The organism is Methanofollis fontis (genome assembly GCF_004297185.1).
Classification (GTDB): domain Archaea; phylum Halobacteriota; class Methanomicrobia; order Methanomicrobiales; family Methanofollaceae; genus Methanofollis; species Methanofollis fontis.
The window spans coordinates 270,327-286,314 of record NZ_PGCL01000001.1 but is presented as its reverse complement, the minus strand read 5'-3'; the positions used below and the strand labels follow the sequence as shown (position 1 = coordinate 286,314).

The following is a 15,988-nucleotide window of genomic DNA, read 5'->3' as shown; positions in this document are numbered from 1 at the left end:
GTCCATAATCAGGAACTGATGTCTTCAAGCAGCCTGAGAATGAGTGAGATCATCCTGCTGGCCCTCAGGGAAGGTGATGATCAGGACGAATAGAAACCGTCCCCCTGGAGATCAGTGAACCTCCGGTCCGTCCGGGCCGGACGGATTTTTCCCTTGAATCGCTGAAAACCCCGTTTTTTGTGTTTTTTTTCCGTTACGCTATCTTTTTACATCTTTATTTGTTCCCCAGTCCCTGGATCTTAAGCTTCGCCCCCTCATGCCCCACTGTGGCGCCCCGACACTTTCGGACCGCCCGGCAGACCTTTATACAGGGTCTGGTCGTCTGATCATGTATGCCACGTGCTGTGGCTACGAACCCGGCAGGGGGGAATCTGCCGGGACCAGACCGACACCTCCGCGCCTGCATACCGCCATGGGGCGCCGGGGTCCCTGATCCGTTCCGTCGGAGAGGACGAACCCGTCTTCCCTCTCTTCATCCAACCTCCTTTTTTTGCCCTGTTCGCCGAAAGAATTAGACCCCTCCGGCACCAACCCCTCCGGTAGTCTCCGAGGGTGCGGATGGAACCGGTGATCACGCCGTACGGCCGATTTTACAACCAGGACTGCGTCACGGGAGCGAGAGCTCATCTGGCCTCCGGGTCGGTGGACCTCATCGTCACCGATCCCCCGTACGGCATCGACGGCGACCGCCTCCACCGCCACTACAACCGGGACGAGACCTGCGTGGTCGGCGGGTATGTCGAGGTGCCGGCCGGGGCCTACGGGGAGTTCAGCCTGGACTGGATCCTCGAGGCCGAGCGGGTTCTGCGCCCCGGCGGTTCGATCTATATTGTCTCGGGCTACACGAACCTCTATCACATCCTCCACGCCCTCCGCCAGACCTCCCTGAGGGAGGTCAACCATATCATCTGGAAATATAATTTCGGGGTTTATACCCGGAAAAAATACATCTCGTCCCATTATCACATCCTCTTCTATGAAAAGCCGGGGGGGCGGCGGACCTTCAACCTGGAGTGCCGCTACGGGGCGAACGAGGCCTCGGACGATGGCGGGTCACTCAATTACCGGGACCGGGAGGACGTCTGGGCGATCAACCGTCATTACAAGCCCGGAATGGTGAAGAACAAAAACGAACTCCCGACGGCCCTGCTCGGCAGGATGATCCAGTACAGCAGCGACGAGGGCGACCTGGTCTGCGACCTCTTTCTGGGCGGGTGCTCGACCGCCCGCACGGCCATCGGGTTGAACCGACGGACGGTCGGATTCGAGGTCTCGGAGACGATCTTTGCCAAACGCGCTCCTGCCCTCGCCGAAATCACGCCCGGGGATCTCCTGGCGTCCCTGCGCCAACCGGTGATCGACCCCCTGAGAAACCAGGGGAAGCGCTGGAGCCGCGCCGACCTGGAACGGCTGGAGCGGCGGTATGCCGAACTCCGGGATGGGGGGAAGACCCGGAAGGCGAGCATCGCCGTTTTGCAGCAGGAGTTCGGACGGGGGCGGTGGTCGTTGGAGCGGGCGCTCAAACGAACCGGGGACGGTCGATGAACGCCTCTCAGCCCTGCCCGAAGAGCCGCTGCTGACCCTCAGGCAGGGGGTCGCGCCAGGCGTCCCCCACCGCTCCCGCCTGGCGCCCGATCGCCTCCAGGTAGTCGTCCTGCCGTGTCGCCACATAGGCCACCGTGGCGCAGGTCATCTGCACCCGTTCGGCAAGGGCGCGGCCCACCGCCGCCGCCCGCTCGGGGTCCGGGTAATAGAGGGCAGGGTCGTGCTCCACCACGATTGTCAGCCGCCCCACCTCCTCGAGCATGGCGAGGAGTTCGGCGGCGTCCCGCACCGGCCAGGCGTCCACCCCCTCCGCATAGGTCCCGCCCATCAGGTCCAGGACCGGACGGGTGCGCCCACAGAAATACACCGGCGGCGGCCCGAGGTGGCGTCCCAGTTTCCGAATGGATGGGACGATCTGTTCCCGGTGCGCCACAAGAAGGGTGAAGGTGGCCCGCCTGATGTGCAGGGGCGGGCAGGGTCGCCTGTTCATGGATGTGTGTTGTCCGCATCTCCTATGTGAGGGTGCGGCGTGTGCGGCCCGAAAGTGAAGGGAGAAAAGGGGGGGTCGTCAGCCCCGGCGCAGCAGCAGCACGGCACCGGCCAGCGCCGCCACGCCGCTCAGGGCCAGCAGTCCGGGGGCCGCGGTGGGGGTGGCGGTCGTCTCCGGGACGGTGAGGTCAGAGCCGATGGGCGGGGTGACGGCCACGATGAAGGTCGCAACCGCCTGCGGGCCGACGATCCCCTCGCTTCCCGGACAGGAGGCGCTCGAAGCCTCACCGCCGATGAAGGTCACGTTCACGGCCGATCCGTCGTTTCGGCCGTTCCAGGTGAACGACTCTCCCGGGAGAAGTGTCTTCTCGAAGACCTCCATCCCCTCAGCATACAGGCTGACGTTCACGGACAGGGCGGGTGCGACCGTGCCGGTGGCATTGGCGCAGTCCGGTTCGGCCTCATAGGTCAGGGCATACTCCCCGACCAGCGGGACCGGCATGGCGGCAGGATCCCCGACCAGGTCGGTTATCACCGGATCGCCGCTCGCCGTCTCCTGCAGTTTCCCGATGGCGATGCAGGGGCCGTTCATGCCGCCGAGCAGGGTGAGGGCGACCGCATCTCCGGCACTGATGACCCCGAGCGCCGCCGGGTCGGGCGGGGCACATTCGATCATGACCGTCGGTTCGAGCGGTTCATAGACCGTCCGGACAGTCTCGTTCCCGTATTCCTGTCCGACGGTCGCATCGGCGCTGGCGACGATGAGGTTCTCTGACGGCCTGACCTCTTCGACGACACCGGTGACGGTGACCTCCAGGATCACGGCGCCGGCGGGCGCCGAACAGACGGCCGCCACGATCAGCAGGCAGAGGATAGCGTGATGGTGGTTCATGATGGATCCCTCTCTGGATACAGAAGGTTCATCGGCGGACGCGGTTTTATGGTTATCCCTTTTTGCGTCTTGAAGGCCATGGAATGCCGTTATTCTCCTCTTTATCGGCTGTCCTCTCCGGCATCATCGGCATCGGGGGCGGCGCACCGCCTCCCGGCAAAAGAGCTGCGGTATGTGTTCATCGCCGTCATGGTCTCTATGGGGCTGAAGATGATGGGGGTCTTCTCCCTGCTCGGCCTCCCCCTGTAGGGATCCCGCAGAGCTCCCCCCAGGATCACCGTCCCCGCCGCCGGTCCTGCGCACGCCCTCCTCCCGTGGTTCCGCCCCGGAAAAGAGTGGCGGGGGACGGATACCTCTTCACCCCTGGAGAGGGCGTTCAGATCTTCCCGAAGGCGGAGGCCACGTCCTCGGAGGAGGTGTACTCCCTCTCCGGCAGTTTTTCCATGGCGCTGATGACGGCGTCCGGGACGTTCTTCTCCCGCGCCACCCTGATCAGGTCCTCCCGCTTCGCCGGGAAGGTCACGCCGGCGAGGAACTTTTCGAGATCCGATTTTCCAAAGTCCAGTCCCGGAATCTTGAACTCCGGGATCTTCAGTTCGGGCATTTTCATCTGTGTGTTCACCCCCCGTGAACGATTCCCGGTTGGCCTGAAGATATTAATAAATATTCCCGGACTGCGTTGTTGCACATCGGTCCGTGTGTTTTCCTGCCCGGATCACACAGAACCCCTGCATGGACTCCATGCCTGCCACGGAGAACCCGCACGCCCTGAGGAGGGAGATGACCTCATCCGCCGAATAGAAGCGGGCATGGCAGAGAAATCTCCCCTTCTCCCTGGAGTGCCGGTAGGTCCGGGCGCTCCTCCCCTCCCGCTCCAGGAGACCGATCACGACCGTCCCCCCGGGGGCGAGCACCCGGTGGACCTCCTGGAGGGCACTGGCAGGATCGTCCAGGAAGCAGATGACCGTCACCATCAGAACCAGAGAACACGATCCATCCCGCAGGGGGAGGGCCTCCGCCCGTCCGCGGACGACCTCAACCCCCCGCTGCCGGGTCATCCGGGCGAGGGCCAGGGAGGGTTCGATCCCGAGTCCGATCCCCAGGGGGGCGGCAAACCGCCCCGAACCGGCCCCCACCTCGACGGCACACCCCTCTCCTGGAGGGACGAGGCGGCGGACCCGCTCGAGTTCGGCGCGATATTCGGCGGCGTGCTCCTCGAACCAGGCGTCATAGTCTTCGGCAAACTCCTCAAAGACCTGCTGCGGCACGCCGATCACCGCCTTTCGGTCCGTTCTTCCGGAGAAATGGACAGAGCGGGCAAAAAAGGAAAAACGGTACCCTGCCCTAGTCGGTGGCCACCATCACGTTCGATGCCTTGATCACCGTTGAGACGCCGGTGCCCTCGGTGAGTTTCATCCGTTCTGCCGAGGATTTCGTGATGAGCGAGGTGATCTCCAGTCCTCCCGGGAGTTCGATGACGACCTCGGCCAGGATCTCGCCGTACGAGATCGATTTGATCGTTCCCGTAAACACGTTTCGTGCGCTTATCTCCATTTTTATCACCGGCGAATGATGGTAATGGGATAGGATAATGGTTGTGGTTACTTCCGATGGTTCTCATCTGCCGGCCCGTATCCTCGGGTATTCTGTGCGCAATGCGTGTGTGCGTGTTGGTATGTTTTTAAGGCGGTCGTTTTGATCTGTGGTTTTTTCCTGCCTTCAGTCCCCCTCAAGCCCGAGCACCGCCGGCAGCCCCGCAGCCCAGGTGCGGATCGCCTCCTCGTTCCTGAAGTCCCCGAACTCCGCCTTCATCATCGTGCAGATCGTCCTCTGCACAAATGAGAGGTGGTCGGGATCGAGGCGGCCGGCAAAGAGCCCGACGTCCCTGGCCCTGGTCGGGCTGATCGCCTCGTTCAGGAGCGATTGGGCGCGTTCCCGGTTTTCCGGGGTGGGTTCTGCGAGGGGTATGCCGACGACAAAACCGGCGACCGGGAGGGCGGCGAGGTCGTCGGCCCGCGCCCCGGCGAACCGCCGGATATCGGGCAGGAGTTTTCCCATATACACCGGGCTGCCGATGACCACCGCCCGGTATCCTCCGAGTGCGCCGGCCCTGTCGGTGCCGACCACCTCCGCCGTCAGCCCGTGCCGCTCCAGTTCCTCTCCGATCGTCGCCGCGATCTCGGCCGTGGTGCCGGTGCGGCTTGCATAGGTGACGAGCACACTCTTCCCCATCCTTCTCACCTGATACAGCAGGGGATGTGGCGGGTAATGGACCTTTGCGTCCCCCCTCCGACACCTATATAGTATGGGAGGGGTTGTTCTCTCCGATGCCTGGGGGTGCGGGACCATGACCGGAAAGACCTCGATCATCCGGGAGATCGGCGAATCGGATATCCTGATCCCTGAGTATGTGAATGCCGCTCTCGTTGCGAACGGCCGGGTAAAATACTATTTTACGCTCCTTCAGGCGGCGAAGGCGCACGCCGACGCCCCCGAGGAGGAGTGGTCCGGGCTCAGGGGTGAGCGGGAGGCGGCCGGGGTCGAGAACGCCCTCCTCGACCAGGTCGTCGCCGGCGCCGAACGCCCGGGCCCGGATACCTACCGCATCCCGGCCGCTGCCGAGATCATGGCCGCCGTCAGGGAGGCGATGGTGACGATGGCCCGCCCGGTGCTGATGGGGGAGGAGGGGGACGGGGCGCTCGAAGCGCGGCTCTCCGCCCTCCTCGCCGATCTGCCCGCCGCCGAAAACGAGATCCTGAGCGGCGAGACGATCCGGCGCCTCACCTCCGGGGACCGCACCGCCGGCGACAGCCTCCACCTGCTGGTGCTCGACCTGCACCGGCGGCTGAACGCCCTCCAGGCGGGCCTCGCCTCCGAGACGATCGATGGGGCACGCGCCTCCCTGCTCAAGGACGCCGATCGCCCCCTGGTGGCGGCGTTCATGGCCGGGCTCAACCGCACCGCTTCCCTGAAGTTCGATCATCCGGGTCTCGGCACCACCGCCACCCGCACCGACGACCGCCTGGTGATCCAGAACGACATCGGGCTCACCGACGCCCACGTGCTCGTCATCTATGTGCGGGACCGCCGGGCATCGGTGGTCTATACCGATATCCACATGCCCAGGCTGGACTTCTTCCGGGGCCTCTTCGAGGGGTGGGAGATGGACTGGGAGGACACCCGCTCCCGTGCGGCCGGCGAGGGCTTTGAGAAGGGCACCTACCTGATGACCACCGGCACCTATGCCGCCCGGGACGGGGAGGACCTGCAGGCGTTTCTCCGTCACCTCGGCTCCAGGCTTGTCTTTCTCATCGACTGGAACCGCGCCCGCAAACGCCTCCGCTATTTCCTGCCCAGGCAGGACGTGCTGGCCGTGCTCGGGTGGGCGGCCGAGAACGAGATCGGGCACCGCGCCTTTCTCCAGCTCGGCGGGGAGACCCTGATCTACAGTGCCCTGGAGGTGGTGGGGAGCACGAACATGCGCTACGGCGAGCCCCTCCACCGGATCCTGGGGCGGGAGAACGCCGTGGAGTTCATCAAGGGCGTGCTCAGGACGGCGAAGGAGGGGCTGGCGGAGCGGCGCTCGCACCTCCTGATCCAGGACGAGATCAGGGCCGATCTGGCCCGCTACTTCAGGTCGGTCCACGAACGCCTCATCGACCTCTGCGAGGAGCACGCCACCTATGTCGTCGAGGCGGCCACCGACCTTCAGGCCTCCTTCCTCTCGGTGATGAGCGGGGCGGACGGCGAGGGGCTTGCCCGCAGTGCCCGGCGGGTGAAGGAATGGGAGCGCAGCGCCGACGGCATCGTCAGTTCGGTGCGTTCGCTCGCCGAACGGATGAACGTATCCACCTTCTTCGCCCCCCTCATCGGCACAATGGACGACGTCATCGACGCCCTTGAGCAGACCTCCTTTTACACCTCCCTGCCCCGGTCCTTCGAGGCCGATGCGGGGGTGGTCGCCGAACTCGCCAGCCTTGCCGGGATCGCCCTGGAGGGGAGCCGCGAACTGCTGCGGATGGTCATGGCCGCCGGCGAGTTCCACCAGAGCGGGAGCAGAGCCGATATGAAGCCGCTGCTCTCCTCGATCGACCGCCTGATCCTGCTCGAGGAGGAGTGCGACGAGGCGCTGAGGGGGTTTCAGAAGGCGCTGTATGCGAGGGGGGGCGGCTGCCGGGAGTTCTGGCTCGCCATGGAGTGCGCATGCAGCATTGAGCGGGCGACCAACGCCCAGCGCAAGGCCGCCCATATCATGCGGGATATGACGCTGGAGAGCTTCAGCAGGTAGGGGGTGAAGGAGTGTGAGGGAAGAGATGCCCCGTATGGCGATGTTCGGGCATACGGCCCGCGAACCGGTGCCGGCCGGCGCCTTCGGGAACAAGGCGGCGGGGCTGGCAGAGATGGCCGCCCTGGGCATACCGGTGCCGCCGGGATTCGTGCTGAACGTGGAGATCTGCGAGGAGTTCCACCGGGACGGCGGCGTGCTCCCCCCCGACGTCCCCGGGCTGCTCGGGCGGGGGATCGCCTTCCTGGAGGAGGCCACCGATCTCTCGTTCGGCGGCGCCCGTCCCCTCCTGGTCTCGGTCCGTTCGGGCGCCCCCCTCTCGATGCCCGGGATCATGGAGACGGTGCTGGACGTCGGGCTCACCCCGGATGCGGTGCGCGGCCTCATCGCCCTGACCGGCAACCCGCGGTTTGCCTGGAACTCCTGCTGGCGGTTCGTGCAGAACTTCGGCACCACGGTGCTCGGCCGCGACCCCGCCGTCTATGCCGGGCTCCAGCAGCGGGCGCTTCAGGCGGCGGGCGTCCCCTCCCTGGCCGGGCTGGACTCGTTCTCGCTCCGGGATCTTGTCCGGGCGGCCGTGGAGGAGGAGGGGGAGGCGGCATTCCCGGCGGACGCCCATGCCCAGCTGACGGCGGCGACGGTGGCGGTGCTCGAGTCCTGGATGCGGCCGAGGGCGCTCTCCTACCGCCAGATGAACCTGATCCGCGACGGGGGGGGCACCGCCGTCTGCGTGCAGGCGATGGTCTTCGGAAACATCGGGCCGCGTTCGGGTGCCGGCGTGGGCTTCAGCCGCAACCCCTGGACCGGGGAGCCCGGGGCCCTGGTGGACTTCGCCTTCGGGGCGCAGGGGGAGGACGTGGTCTCGGGCGCCGTCTCAGCCGCCTCCGAGGAGGGGCTGCGCCGCACGATGCCCGAGGTCTGCCGCCGGATCGCCGGGACAGCCCGGATCCTGGAGGCGCATTTCCGGGATATGCAGGACTTCGAGTTCACGGTGCAGGAGGGCGCCCTCTATCTGCTCCAGACGCGGAGCGGCAAACGGGCGCCGCTGGCCGCCCTCCGGATCGCCGTCGACCTCTGGCGGGAGGGGGTGATCACCGCCGCCGAGGGGCGCGAGCGCCTCCGGGAGGTGGACCTGGACACCCTCCTGGTGCGGGTGCCGGTGCCGGACACCCCTCCGCTCGCCGCCGGAACACCGGCCTCGGGCGGTGTCGTCTCGGGTGCGGCGGTGTTCTCGGCGGAGACGGCGGAGCGGGCGGCCGAACGGGGTCCGGTGATCTATGTCTGCGATATCCTCTCCCCGGACGATCTGCCGGTGGTCGGGCTCTCGGCGGGCGTGCTCACTGCCCGGGGGTCGCGGACCTCCCATGCCGCCGTGGTCGCCCGCCAGATGGGGCGGGTCTGCATCGTGAACTGTGCGGGTCTGAGCATCGACCGGAAAAACCACCGCTGCCTGATCGGGGGTGAGTCCCTCTCCGAGGGGGACGTCATCTCCCTGGACGGCGGGAGCGGGCAGGTGTATGCCGGGGAGGTGGCGGTCGTGGAGGAGCGCCCCCTGGACCTGCTGGAGGTCGCGGAGGGCTGGTCGGGGGGCTGAACCCCTGCACCCCGTAGTCGGCGAGGCTCGTCTGCTCGGGCGGCAGGTCCTGCCCCCGCCGGTTCACCGGGATCGTCTCCAGGTAATATCCCCGGTCGGCCGGTGCGATCAGGTCCAGGGCGGCGGCGTCCGGGCGGGTGGTCACGAGCACGATGGTGGCCCCTCCCTCGTGGACCAGGCAGCGGAGGCGGACGGCCAGGCATCCGGCGGCGTCCCCGTCCTCCTCAGGCCAGGCGGGATCGTACTCGATCACCGCTGCCCCCCGCCCGATCCCCTCCAGTTCTGCGAGCACCCCCGCGGCGTCCGGGACCGGGCGGACCAGGGCGTTGCCCATCCCCCCGCTCAGCACGTCCAGGAGGGGGTGACGCCTGCCACAGATGTAGATGGGGTAGACCCCCCGCCGGCGGCAGAAACCCTGCACCGAGGGTGCGATCAGGTCGGCCCCGGCGATGACGACGGTGAAAGTCTGGCGCCTGAAATACAGGGGGAACGGATAGGAGTCCTCCATGGGTGGTGGTGGGCCTCCGACCGTTATCAGGGGGAGGCGTGTGCGGGGTGCGAAAGTGCGGCCCGGCCCATGTGCTCTCTGCATTGTCGCAGAATGCGCCAGGAGCCCCCTCTGGATCGTGCGTTCGGCGGGAAATACCTGATAAACAACCTTTATTGGGTGGTGCCCTCACATGGGTGTATGGATCGCGCCGCACCGCTGCCGGTCCCCCGGACGTGATACACGCATGGTTCCTGACGCCGATTCTCCCTCCAGGCCGATAACAGTGCTGGTGATCGATGACGATCCCGATTTTCTCGACCTGACAAAGTGCTATCTCGAGGAGACCGGGGATATACGCGTTGAAACCGCACGATCCGGCGATCGCGCCCTTCGCCTGCTGGACGAGCGCATCTATGATGCCGTGGTCTCTGACTACCGTATGCCGGTGATGGATGGGCTCTGTTTTCTCGATCACGTTCAGGAGCATCACCCCCACATGCCATTCATCCTCAGCACTGGTTTTTCCCACGACGACCTGATCCGCCGGGCGCTCGGGATGGGTGCCGCCGGCTACCACCGCAAGGGACCTGATCTGGAGGTGACCTCTGCCGAACTCGCCCACCTGATCCGGAACGCCGTGGGGCGGCAGCGTGCGGAGGCGGCGCGGGAACGGGAGCATGGCCTGATCTGCCGGGTCTTTCATACCTCGGACGACCTGATCGTCTTTTTCACTCCGGACGGCACCGTCACCTCCTGGAACCCGGCGATATCCCTCCTCACCGGGGTTCCCGCCCGGGAGGCCGTGGGGCGGCAGATCAACGAATGGATCCCACGGGGGTGTGAGGCGGACGCCCGGGAGATCGCGGCCCATATTCACGGGGGAAACCGCCTCGACCATTTTCCGTTTCGGTGCCTGCGAAAGGACGGGATGACGGTCCCGATCGACCTCTCCATCTCCCCGATCGCCGAGAGTTCGGGTGCGATCTGGATGTATGTCGCCGTCGCCCGCCCCTCGACAGAGCAGAGGAAACAGTGCCTCCTCAAGCGCACCCTTGAGTCGGTCTTTGTCGGTTGCCTGATCGCACAACAGGACGGTTCGGTCACCTTTCTCAACGACGCCGCCAGGGGGATCATGGGTCTGGATCCGGCGACGACGGTCCATCTCGCGGACATCCTGAGTCGGGACGTCTGGGAAGAGACGATCTCCCCGGCCCTCCGCTCGGACGGGAAGTGGCACGGCGAGGTGTCGGCCGTCCGCCCGGACGGATCGGCCTATCGCCTCGACCTCTCGGCGGTCGTGGACCATGATTCCGTCACCCACGACCTCACCACCGTTGTCTTCTGCGTCGAGACCACGCAGCGCAGACAGACCGAGGATGATCTCCTCGAAACCCTCAAGGAGAAATCCGCCCTTCTTGGGGGGGCCGATCGCCGGGTGCTGAAGGGCCTCCGGGCCCTCTCCGGGCTGATCCGGCCGGACGCCTCTGATCCCGGGGATGCGGAGGCGCACCTGAAGGAGTGCGAAGGCAGGGTGCGGGCGCTCTCATTGGTCTATGAGAGCACTAAAAACGGGCGGGTGGAGATGCGCCCCCATTTCAGTGCGCTGGCGGCGGCGTGCCCTGGCGCGGGGGCCCATGACCTGGACGTGGAGGAGATCAGCCTCGACCAGGAGACGGCGATCGCCGTCACTCTGGTGCTGAACGAACTGATCACCTCCGCCCTGCGGGATGGGGCCGGGATGCGGCTCCGCATCGGGCTGCAGAGGGGTATCGAGGGGTATCTCCTGACGGTGGAGGGTGGGGATGGCCGGGAGATCCCGGAGGGCGTCCTCCAGCTTGTCCGGTCAGGGCTCCATGGCAGCCTCTCCGTCGTCAGGGAGGGGGGAACAGCGGTCTCTGTCCGTTTCCCTGATCCTGAACAGGTGCCGGCCCGCCGCCCTCTGGAGGGGGCATGACCGCCGCCTCTCCGCCCCTCCCGTCCGGGAATGATGCCGGTGACCGCCTGTTTTTCGGAGTGCTCTGCCTTTTTCTGGCGCTGACGGCCCTCACATCCCTCTACAGTTATCTGCTCTTCCATACCCTGGCCGAACTCTTCAGCATCCTCATCGCCGGTGCTATCTTCATCATCGCCTGGAACAGCCGCGCCTATATCGACAACACCTATCTCCTCTTCATCGGGGTGGCCTACCTCTTCATCGGCGGGATCGACCTGGTCCACACCCTGGCCTATGCGGGCATGAACATCTTTGTGGGGTATGACGCCAACCTCCCGACGCAGCTCTGGATCGCCGCCCGCTACCTGGAGTCGGTCACCCTGGTCACCGCCGCCCTGCTCTTCGGGCGGTGGGTGCGCCCCGGAATCGAATTCCTGGTATATGCCGCCGTCAGCCTGCTGCTGCTCGTCCTGATCTTTGCCGGCCTCTTCCCGGACTGCTATATCGTGGGCTCGGGGCTGACCCCGTTCAAGGTTGGGAGCGAGTACCTGATCTCCGCCCTCTTCGCCCTCTCCGCCCTCCTCCTCTGGCGGCACCGGTCCGCCTTCGAGCCCCGCGTCTTTTCGCTGGTGCTGCTGGCGATCGGGTTTTCTATCGCCGCCGAACTGGCCTTCACCTTCTATGTGAGCGTCTACGGTTTCTCGAACCTGGTTGGCCACCTCTGCAAGATCGTCTCCTTTGCCCTGATCTACCAGGGGGTGGTGGTCACCGGTCTCCGGAGGCCCTATCAGGTGATCTTCCGGGACCTGGCCGAGCGGGAGCGGGAGGTGCGGGAGGAGCGCAACCGCCTGGGGCAGTATCTCTCGGTCTCCGGCGTGATCTTCCTGGTGCTCGACCGTGAGGGGCGGGTGCGCCTGGTCAACCGCCGGGCGTGCGAGATCCTGGGGTATGCCGGGGAGGAGATGGTCGGAGCCGACTGGTTCGAGCGCTTCTTGCCGCCCGAAGGCCGGGAGGAGATGCGAACGCTCTTTTTCCGGTTGATGGCCGGGGATGGGGCTGCCGGGCAGGAGGTGGAGGGACGGGTGATCACCGCCGGCGGGGAGGAGCGCCAGATCCTCTGGCATACTGCCCTGCTCAGGGACGAGTCTGGTGCGGTCACCGGCACCCTCAGTTTGGGAGAGGACATCACCGAGCGGAAACGGGCGGCGGCGGCCCTGGAGCGGGCGAACCAGAAGCTGAATATTCTCAACAGCATCACCCGCCACGACATCATGAACGAAGTGACGGCGGCGGTGATGTACCTGGAGCTGATCGCGGACTCCCCGGAGGAAAAACGCACGCTCTATCTGGAGAACCTGGGGGCGTTGCTCTCCGGTATCAGGCAGGACATCGAGTTCAGCCGGGACTACCAGGACATGGGAGTGAAACAACCGCTCTGGCAGTCACCCGGGGAGATCATCCAGAGGTATGCCCGCTCCTCACCGCAGTTCGCAGGCGTGGCGGTGACGGCGGACCTGGAGGGGGTGCAGGTCTATGCCGACCCGATGCTGCCCAGGGTGTTTTCGAACCTCATGGACAATGCCGTGATCCACGGCGGGCACGTGACCTCCATCCGCTTCTCCGCGGAGGCCGGGGAGGACGGTGCACTCTCGATCGTCTGCCAGGACGATGGCGAGGGGGTGGCGGAGGAGGAAAAGGGCCTGATCTTCAGGCAGGGGTATGGCCGGAACCATGGCCTCGGGCTCTATCTGGTGCAGGAGATCCTGGCGATCACCGGGGCGGCGATCGAGGAGTGCGGCACCCCGGGTGAGGGGGCGCGGTTTGTGATCCGGGTGCCCCCCGGCTATTTCCGGAGGGGTGCGGAGGGCTGATCCGCCCCCATCTCCCCTTCCAGCCTTCCGACAAACTCCTCCAGGAAGGCGTGCCGCTGTTCGGCGATCTCCCGCGCGGCCGGGGTGCGGATCCGCTCCCGGAGGTTCAGGAGTTTCTCGTGGATGTGTTCGGTGCCGTCCGGGATCCCGCCGCCGTGCTCGCCGGCCCTGAGGAAGGTGCGGGCGATCCCGACCGCCCCCATGGCGTCGAGCTTGTCGGCGTCAGAGAGGATCTGCGCCTCCAGACCCCCGGGTCGGCGGTCCGAGCGGTAGCGGTGGGTGCGGACGGCGGCGGCGACCGCCTCCACCCGCCGTTCGTCCCAGCCCCTGGAGCGGAGGTAATCGGCGGCGATCCGCGCCCCCTCCTCCTCGTGGGGGATGCCTGTTTCCTTTTCCAGGGGGCGGGCGATGTCGTGGAAGAGGGCGGCGGTGATGAGGATCTCCATATCTGCCTCCTCGGCCCGCCCGATCTCCTCGCAGAGGCTGGTGACCCGGAGGGTGTGGTCGAGGCCGTGGGCGCCGGCCTCCCCGAGCGCCGCCTGCACATGAGCCCTGATCTCGTCCATATCCAGAGGTTTCCGGCGGGAGGGGATAAGGGTGCGTGTATGGGGAAGATTGATGAGTGAACACTCACTCATTTATTCTGAGATCAGATGAGCCGACCATTATCCGAGGAGAAGAGAAGGGCGCTTCTGGAGGCGGCCCTCGACCTGTTTGCCGTCCAGGGGGTGCACGCCACACCGACCCAGCAGATCTCGCGCCGGGCAGGCGTCTCCGAAGGCACGCTCTTCCGCTATTTCCGGACCAAGGAGGACCTGGTCGAGACGGTCCAGGCCTCGGTCCTGCGCTCGATTGCCGACGAGGTGCAGGGGGCGATCCGGCCCGGGACGCCGGTGGACGAGCAGATCCGGGCGGTGAAGCGGCGGGTGCTCGCCTGGATGTTTGCCAACCCGAAACAGAGTCTCCTCTTCGAGCAGGCGCTCACGATGCCCGGGACGGTTGAAAACCTCCGAAAAAGAGCCCTCCTCCCTATACCTGGCCTCGATGATCTTTTCGGGCGGGCGAAGGCCCGCGGCCTCTTTCCCGGCGTGGGGCGGGAGGTGTTCCTGGCCCATTTCTGGTACCCGAACTTCATGCTCGTCCACCTCCACGCCCTGGGCGGGCTGCAGGAGGAGATCGAGGTGGTCATCGATCAGGCGGTGCGCATGATGTGGTCCGGGCTCGTTGCGGGCCGGGAGTGAGCAGACCATGGCCCCCCTCGACGGCTACCGCCGCATGCTCAGGACCGGGGACTGGATCCGCTTCTATCCCCTCTTCCCCCTGGTCGGCGCCCTCTGCGCCGCCGGCCTCTCCCCCCGCCTCCTCCCCGTGTTCGTGATCTTTGTCCTGGTGACGGCCTACGGCTTTGCCGTCAACAACCTGGCCGATGCGGCGATCGACCGCCGCCATGCCGGGAAGATGGCGGCCGGGACGAACCCCTGTGCGGACGGCACGCTCGGGCGGCGTGAGGCGTGGCTCTTCTGCGCCCTGCTCGCCGCCCTCCCCCTGGCCCTGGCCCTGTTCATGACGCCCGCCGGCTGGGTGTTCACCCTGGCGAGCCTCGCCGCCCTGACTGCCTACTCGGTCCGGCCCCTCCGCCTCAAGGACCGTTTCGGCGTCGATATCCTCTGCCACGGGCTGATGTTCGGTGGGCTGCCCTTTTATGCGGGTTATACCCTGGCGGGGGGTGCGGTTCCCCCCCTCCTCTCCCTGCCGACCGCCGGCGCCCTCATCGCCACCCTGGTCTGCTGCGAGGCCCTGGTCGTCCACGAGGTGCTGGATTATGAGCAGGACGCCGGCACCACACCGACGACGGTGGTCGGGATCGGGCGGATGGGCGGGGTGTACGCCGTCGCCTTCCTGGTTGCCCTCTCGGTGGCGGCGCTGGAGGCGGCCGCCGCTCTCTTCCCCCTCCCTCTGCCGGTGCATGCGGCGACGTTCGCCTTCCTGGTCCTCTACCCGGTCTGGGGGCTGCGCCGATTGCTCCCTCAGGTGCGTTCGCCTGGCTCCCGGGGGTCGTGGCCGTGAAGCCCATCTCGGTGATCGTCCCGGCGCTCGACGAGGAGGAGAGGATCGCCGGCTGTCTGGCCTCGCTCGCCAACCAGAGCCTCCCCCGCGGGATGTACGAGATCATCGTTGTGGACGGGGGCTCGACCGACGGCACCCGGCGGGTAGCGGCCGCCATGGCCGACCGGGTCTTCGTGCAGCGTCGCTCCGGGATCGGGGGTGCCCGCCGGGACGGGGCGGAGGCGGCGGAGGGGCGGATCCTGGTCTTCACCGATGCGGACACCCGCTGCCCCCCGGACTGGCTGGAGCGGATCCATGCCGCCTGCACTGTCCGCGGCTATGCCGTCTGCACCGGGCCGGTGCGCTTCTCCCGCCCCACCCTCTGCTCGTGCGTCACCCGCCTCTGGCGGGGGTATTACCGCCTGCTCCACCCCTTTGGCTTCTACTGGCTCATCGGCTCGAATTGTGCGGTGCGGCGGGAGGCCTATGAGCGTTCTGGGGGGCACCGGGAGATCTCGATCCTGGAGGACTATGACCTTTCCCTCCGCCTGCAGGGGGAGCGGTGCTGCTATGACCCCCATATCGCGGTGGTCACCTCGGCCCGCCGGATGACCGGGGTGCTTGGCTATGCGGTGACCTACCTGCGGGGCTATTGCCACTACCACCTGGGCCGGGACGAGCGGGCGCTGCTCCACTACCGTCGCCCTGCCCCCCGCCTCCCCCAGGCGGAGATCCGGCAGCGGATCGATGACCTCCGGCAATGGATCGGCGCTGCGGGGCTGAGGCTGCCGTGAAAGGCCCCATCCAGCATGCCTAAATTCCCTGCCCCCCCATACTCCTCCA

17 protein-coding genes are annotated in these 15,988 nt (G+C 66.5%); 9 read left to right on the top strand and 8 right to left on the bottom strand.

What is annotated here, in order from left to right:
• The first annotated feature begins 558 nt into the window (after positions 1-558).
• Positions 559-1,545, top strand: coding sequence for a DNA-methyltransferase (locus CUJ86_RS01375; protein WP_130645773.1), 987 nt, complete (start codon positions 559-561; stop codon positions 1,543-1,545).
• 7 nt (positions 1,546-1,552) lie between these two features.
• Here the strand turns inward: CUJ86_RS01375 and CUJ86_RS01370 are convergent, their stop codons facing one another.
• A complete protein-coding gene (locus CUJ86_RS01370; protein WP_130645772.1) occupies positions 1,553-2,035 on the bottom strand; it encodes a hypothetical protein in 483 nt (160 codons plus the stop codon).
• Between the two features lie 78 nt (positions 2,036-2,113).
• Positions 2,114-2,926, bottom strand: a complete 813-nt coding sequence (locus CUJ86_RS01365; protein ID WP_130645771.1) for a hypothetical protein — start codon at positions 2,924-2,926, stop codon at positions 2,114-2,116.
• Positions 2,927-3,004: 78 nt separating this feature from the next.
• Between CUJ86_RS01365 and CUJ86_RS12115 the strand changes: the two genes are divergently transcribed.
• The gene (locus CUJ86_RS12115; RefSeq protein WP_235855539.1) at positions 3,005-3,175 is read left to right on the top strand and encodes a hypothetical protein; all 171 of its coding nucleotides are present in this window, start codon (positions 3,005-3,007) and stop codon (positions 3,173-3,175) included.
• A gap of 127 nt (positions 3,176-3,302) precedes the next feature.
• Here the strand turns inward: CUJ86_RS12115 and CUJ86_RS01355 are convergent, their stop codons facing one another.
• The 4 genes from CUJ86_RS01355 to CUJ86_RS01340 all read right to left on the bottom strand — a co-directional run bounded on the left by CUJ86_RS01355 (position 3,303) and on the right by CUJ86_RS01340 (position 5,158).
• Positions 3,303-3,536: a DUF2795 domain-containing protein gene (locus CUJ86_RS01355; RefSeq protein WP_130645770.1), complete on the bottom strand. Its 234-nt coding sequence runs from the start codon at positions 3,534-3,536 to the stop codon at positions 3,303-3,305.
• A gap of 46 nt (positions 3,537-3,582) precedes the next feature.
• On the bottom strand, positions 3,583-4,203 hold the full coding sequence (locus CUJ86_RS01350; RefSeq protein ID WP_235855538.1) for a class I SAM-dependent methyltransferase: 621 nt from the start codon (positions 4,201-4,203) through the stop codon (positions 3,583-3,585).
• Positions 4,204-4,270: 67 nt separating this feature from the next.
• Positions 4,271-4,480 (bottom strand): TOBE domain-containing protein, encoded by a 210-nt coding sequence (locus CUJ86_RS01345; protein WP_130645769.1) that lies wholly within the window; start codon positions 4,478-4,480, stop codon positions 4,271-4,273.
• Between the two features lie 165 nt (positions 4,481-4,645).
• Positions 4,646-5,158 carry a flavodoxin domain-containing protein gene (locus CUJ86_RS01340; protein WP_165394721.1) on the bottom strand — a complete coding sequence of 171 codons (513 nt, stop codon included), beginning with the start codon at positions 5,156-5,158 and terminating at the stop codon, positions 4,646-4,648.
• A gap of 73 nt (positions 5,159-5,231) precedes the next feature.
• On the opposite strand from CUJ86_RS01340, the gene CUJ86_RS01335 reads away from it, so the two are divergent.
• On the top strand, positions 5,232-7,214 hold the full coding sequence (locus CUJ86_RS01335) for a DUF47 domain-containing protein (RefSeq protein WP_207231368.1): 1,983 nt from the start codon (positions 5,232-5,234) through the stop codon (positions 7,212-7,214).
• A 13-nt stretch (positions 7,215-7,227) separates the two neighbouring features.
• Positions 7,228-8,805, top strand: coding sequence for a PEP/pyruvate-binding domain-containing protein (locus CUJ86_RS01330; protein ID WP_130645766.1), 1,578 nt, complete (start codon positions 7,228-7,230; stop codon positions 8,803-8,805).
• Here the strand turns inward: CUJ86_RS01330 and CUJ86_RS01325 are convergent.
• Positions 8,696-9,313, bottom strand: coding sequence for a hypothetical protein (locus tag CUJ86_RS01325; protein ID WP_130645765.1), 618 nt, complete (start codon positions 9,311-9,313; stop codon positions 8,696-8,698). The genes CUJ86_RS01330 and CUJ86_RS01325 overlap by 110 nt on opposite strands.
• A gap of 226 nt (positions 9,314-9,539) precedes the next feature.
• Here CUJ86_RS01325 and CUJ86_RS01320 point away from each other — a divergent pair, with 226 nt between their 5' ends.
• Together CUJ86_RS01320 and CUJ86_RS01315 are read left to right on the top strand one after the other, a co-directional pair.
• Positions 9,540-11,249, top strand: a complete 1,710-nt coding sequence (locus CUJ86_RS01320; protein ID WP_165394720.1) for a response regulator — start codon at positions 9,540-9,542, stop codon at positions 11,247-11,249.
• Positions 11,246-13,099: an MASE3 domain-containing protein gene (locus CUJ86_RS01315; RefSeq protein WP_130645763.1), complete on the top strand. Its 1,854-nt coding sequence runs from the start codon at positions 11,246-11,248 to the stop codon at positions 13,097-13,099. Before CUJ86_RS01320 ends, CUJ86_RS01315 begins: the two co-directional genes overlap by 4 nt.
• Here the strand turns inward: CUJ86_RS01315 and CUJ86_RS01310 are convergent.
• Positions 13,072-13,665: an HD domain-containing protein gene (locus CUJ86_RS01310; protein WP_130645762.1), complete on the bottom strand. Its 594-nt coding sequence runs from the start codon at positions 13,663-13,665 to the stop codon at positions 13,072-13,074. The two genes, CUJ86_RS01315 and CUJ86_RS01310, sit on opposite strands and share 28 nt — an antisense overlap.
• An 87-nt stretch (positions 13,666-13,752) precedes the next feature.
• Between CUJ86_RS01310 and CUJ86_RS11950 the strand changes: the two genes are divergently transcribed.
• Genes CUJ86_RS11950 through CUJ86_RS01295 form a run of 3 tightly spaced genes read left to right on the top strand, consistent with a single transcriptional unit; the run spans position 13,753 to position 15,939 of the window.
• Complete coding sequence (locus CUJ86_RS11950; RefSeq protein WP_130645761.1) at positions 13,753-14,340, top strand: TetR/AcrR family transcriptional regulator; 588 nt, start codon at positions 13,753-13,755, stop codon at positions 14,338-14,340.
• A 7-nt stretch (positions 14,341-14,347) separates the two neighbouring features.
• Complete coding sequence (locus CUJ86_RS01300) at positions 14,348-15,166, top strand: UbiA family prenyltransferase (RefSeq protein ID WP_130645760.1); 819 nt, start codon at positions 14,348-14,350, stop codon at positions 15,164-15,166.
• On the top strand, positions 15,163-15,939 hold the full coding sequence (locus CUJ86_RS01295) for a glycosyltransferase (protein ID WP_165394719.1): 777 nt from the start codon (positions 15,163-15,165) through the stop codon (positions 15,937-15,939). Before CUJ86_RS01300 ends, CUJ86_RS01295 begins: the two co-directional genes overlap by 4 nt.
• Positions 15,940-15,988 lie beyond the last annotated feature (49 nt).

Excerpts from the sequence above, each read along its gene's own strand:
- CUJ86_RS01375 (WP_130645773.1), top strand. The coding sequence starts at position 559 with ATGGAACCGGTGATCACGCCGTACGGCCGATTTTACAACCAGGACTGC.
- CUJ86_RS01370 (WP_130645772.1), bottom strand. The coding sequence starts at position 2,035 with ATGAACAGGCGACCCTGCCCGCCCCTGCACATCAGGCGGGCCACCTTC.
- CUJ86_RS01365 (WP_130645771.1), bottom strand. The coding sequence starts at position 2,926 with ATGAACCACCATCACGCTATCCTCTGCCTGCTGATCGTGGCGGCCGTC.
- CUJ86_RS12115 (WP_235855539.1), top strand. The coding sequence starts at position 3,005 with ATGGAATGCCGTTATTCTCCTCTTTATCGGCTGTCCTCTCCGGCATCA.
- CUJ86_RS01355 (WP_130645770.1), bottom strand. The coding sequence starts at position 3,536 with ATGAAAATGCCCGAACTGAAGATCCCGGAGTTCAAGATTCCGGGACTG.
- CUJ86_RS01345 (WP_130645769.1), bottom strand. The coding sequence starts at position 4,480 with ATGGAGATAAGCGCACGAAACGTGTTTACGGGAACGATCAAATCGATC.
- CUJ86_RS01340 (WP_165394721.1), bottom strand. The coding sequence starts at position 5,158 with ATGGGGAAGAGTGTGCTCGTCACCTATGCAAGCCGCACCGGCACCACG.
- CUJ86_RS01335 (WP_207231368.1), top strand. The coding sequence starts at position 5,232 with ATGGGAGGGGTTGTTCTCTCCGATGCCTGGGGGTGCGGGACCATGACC.
- CUJ86_RS01325 (WP_130645765.1), bottom strand. The coding sequence starts at position 9,313 with ATGGAGGACTCCTATCCGTTCCCCCTGTATTTCAGGCGCCAGACTTTC.
- CUJ86_RS01320 (WP_165394720.1), top strand. The coding sequence starts at position 9,540 with ATGGTTCCTGACGCCGATTCTCCCTCCAGGCCGATAACAGTGCTGGTG.
- CUJ86_RS01315 (WP_130645763.1), top strand. The coding sequence starts at position 11,246 with ATGACCGCCGCCTCTCCGCCCCTCCCGTCCGGGAATGATGCCGGTGAC.
- CUJ86_RS01310 (WP_130645762.1), bottom strand. The coding sequence starts at position 13,665 with ATGGACGAGATCAGGGCTCATGTGCAGGCGGCGCTCGGGGAGGCCGGC.
- CUJ86_RS11950 (WP_130645761.1), top strand. The coding sequence starts at position 13,753 with ATGAGCCGACCATTATCCGAGGAGAAGAGAAGGGCGCTTCTGGAGGCG.
- CUJ86_RS01300 (WP_130645760.1), top strand. The coding sequence starts at position 14,348 with ATGGCCCCCCTCGACGGCTACCGCCGCATGCTCAGGACCGGGGACTGG.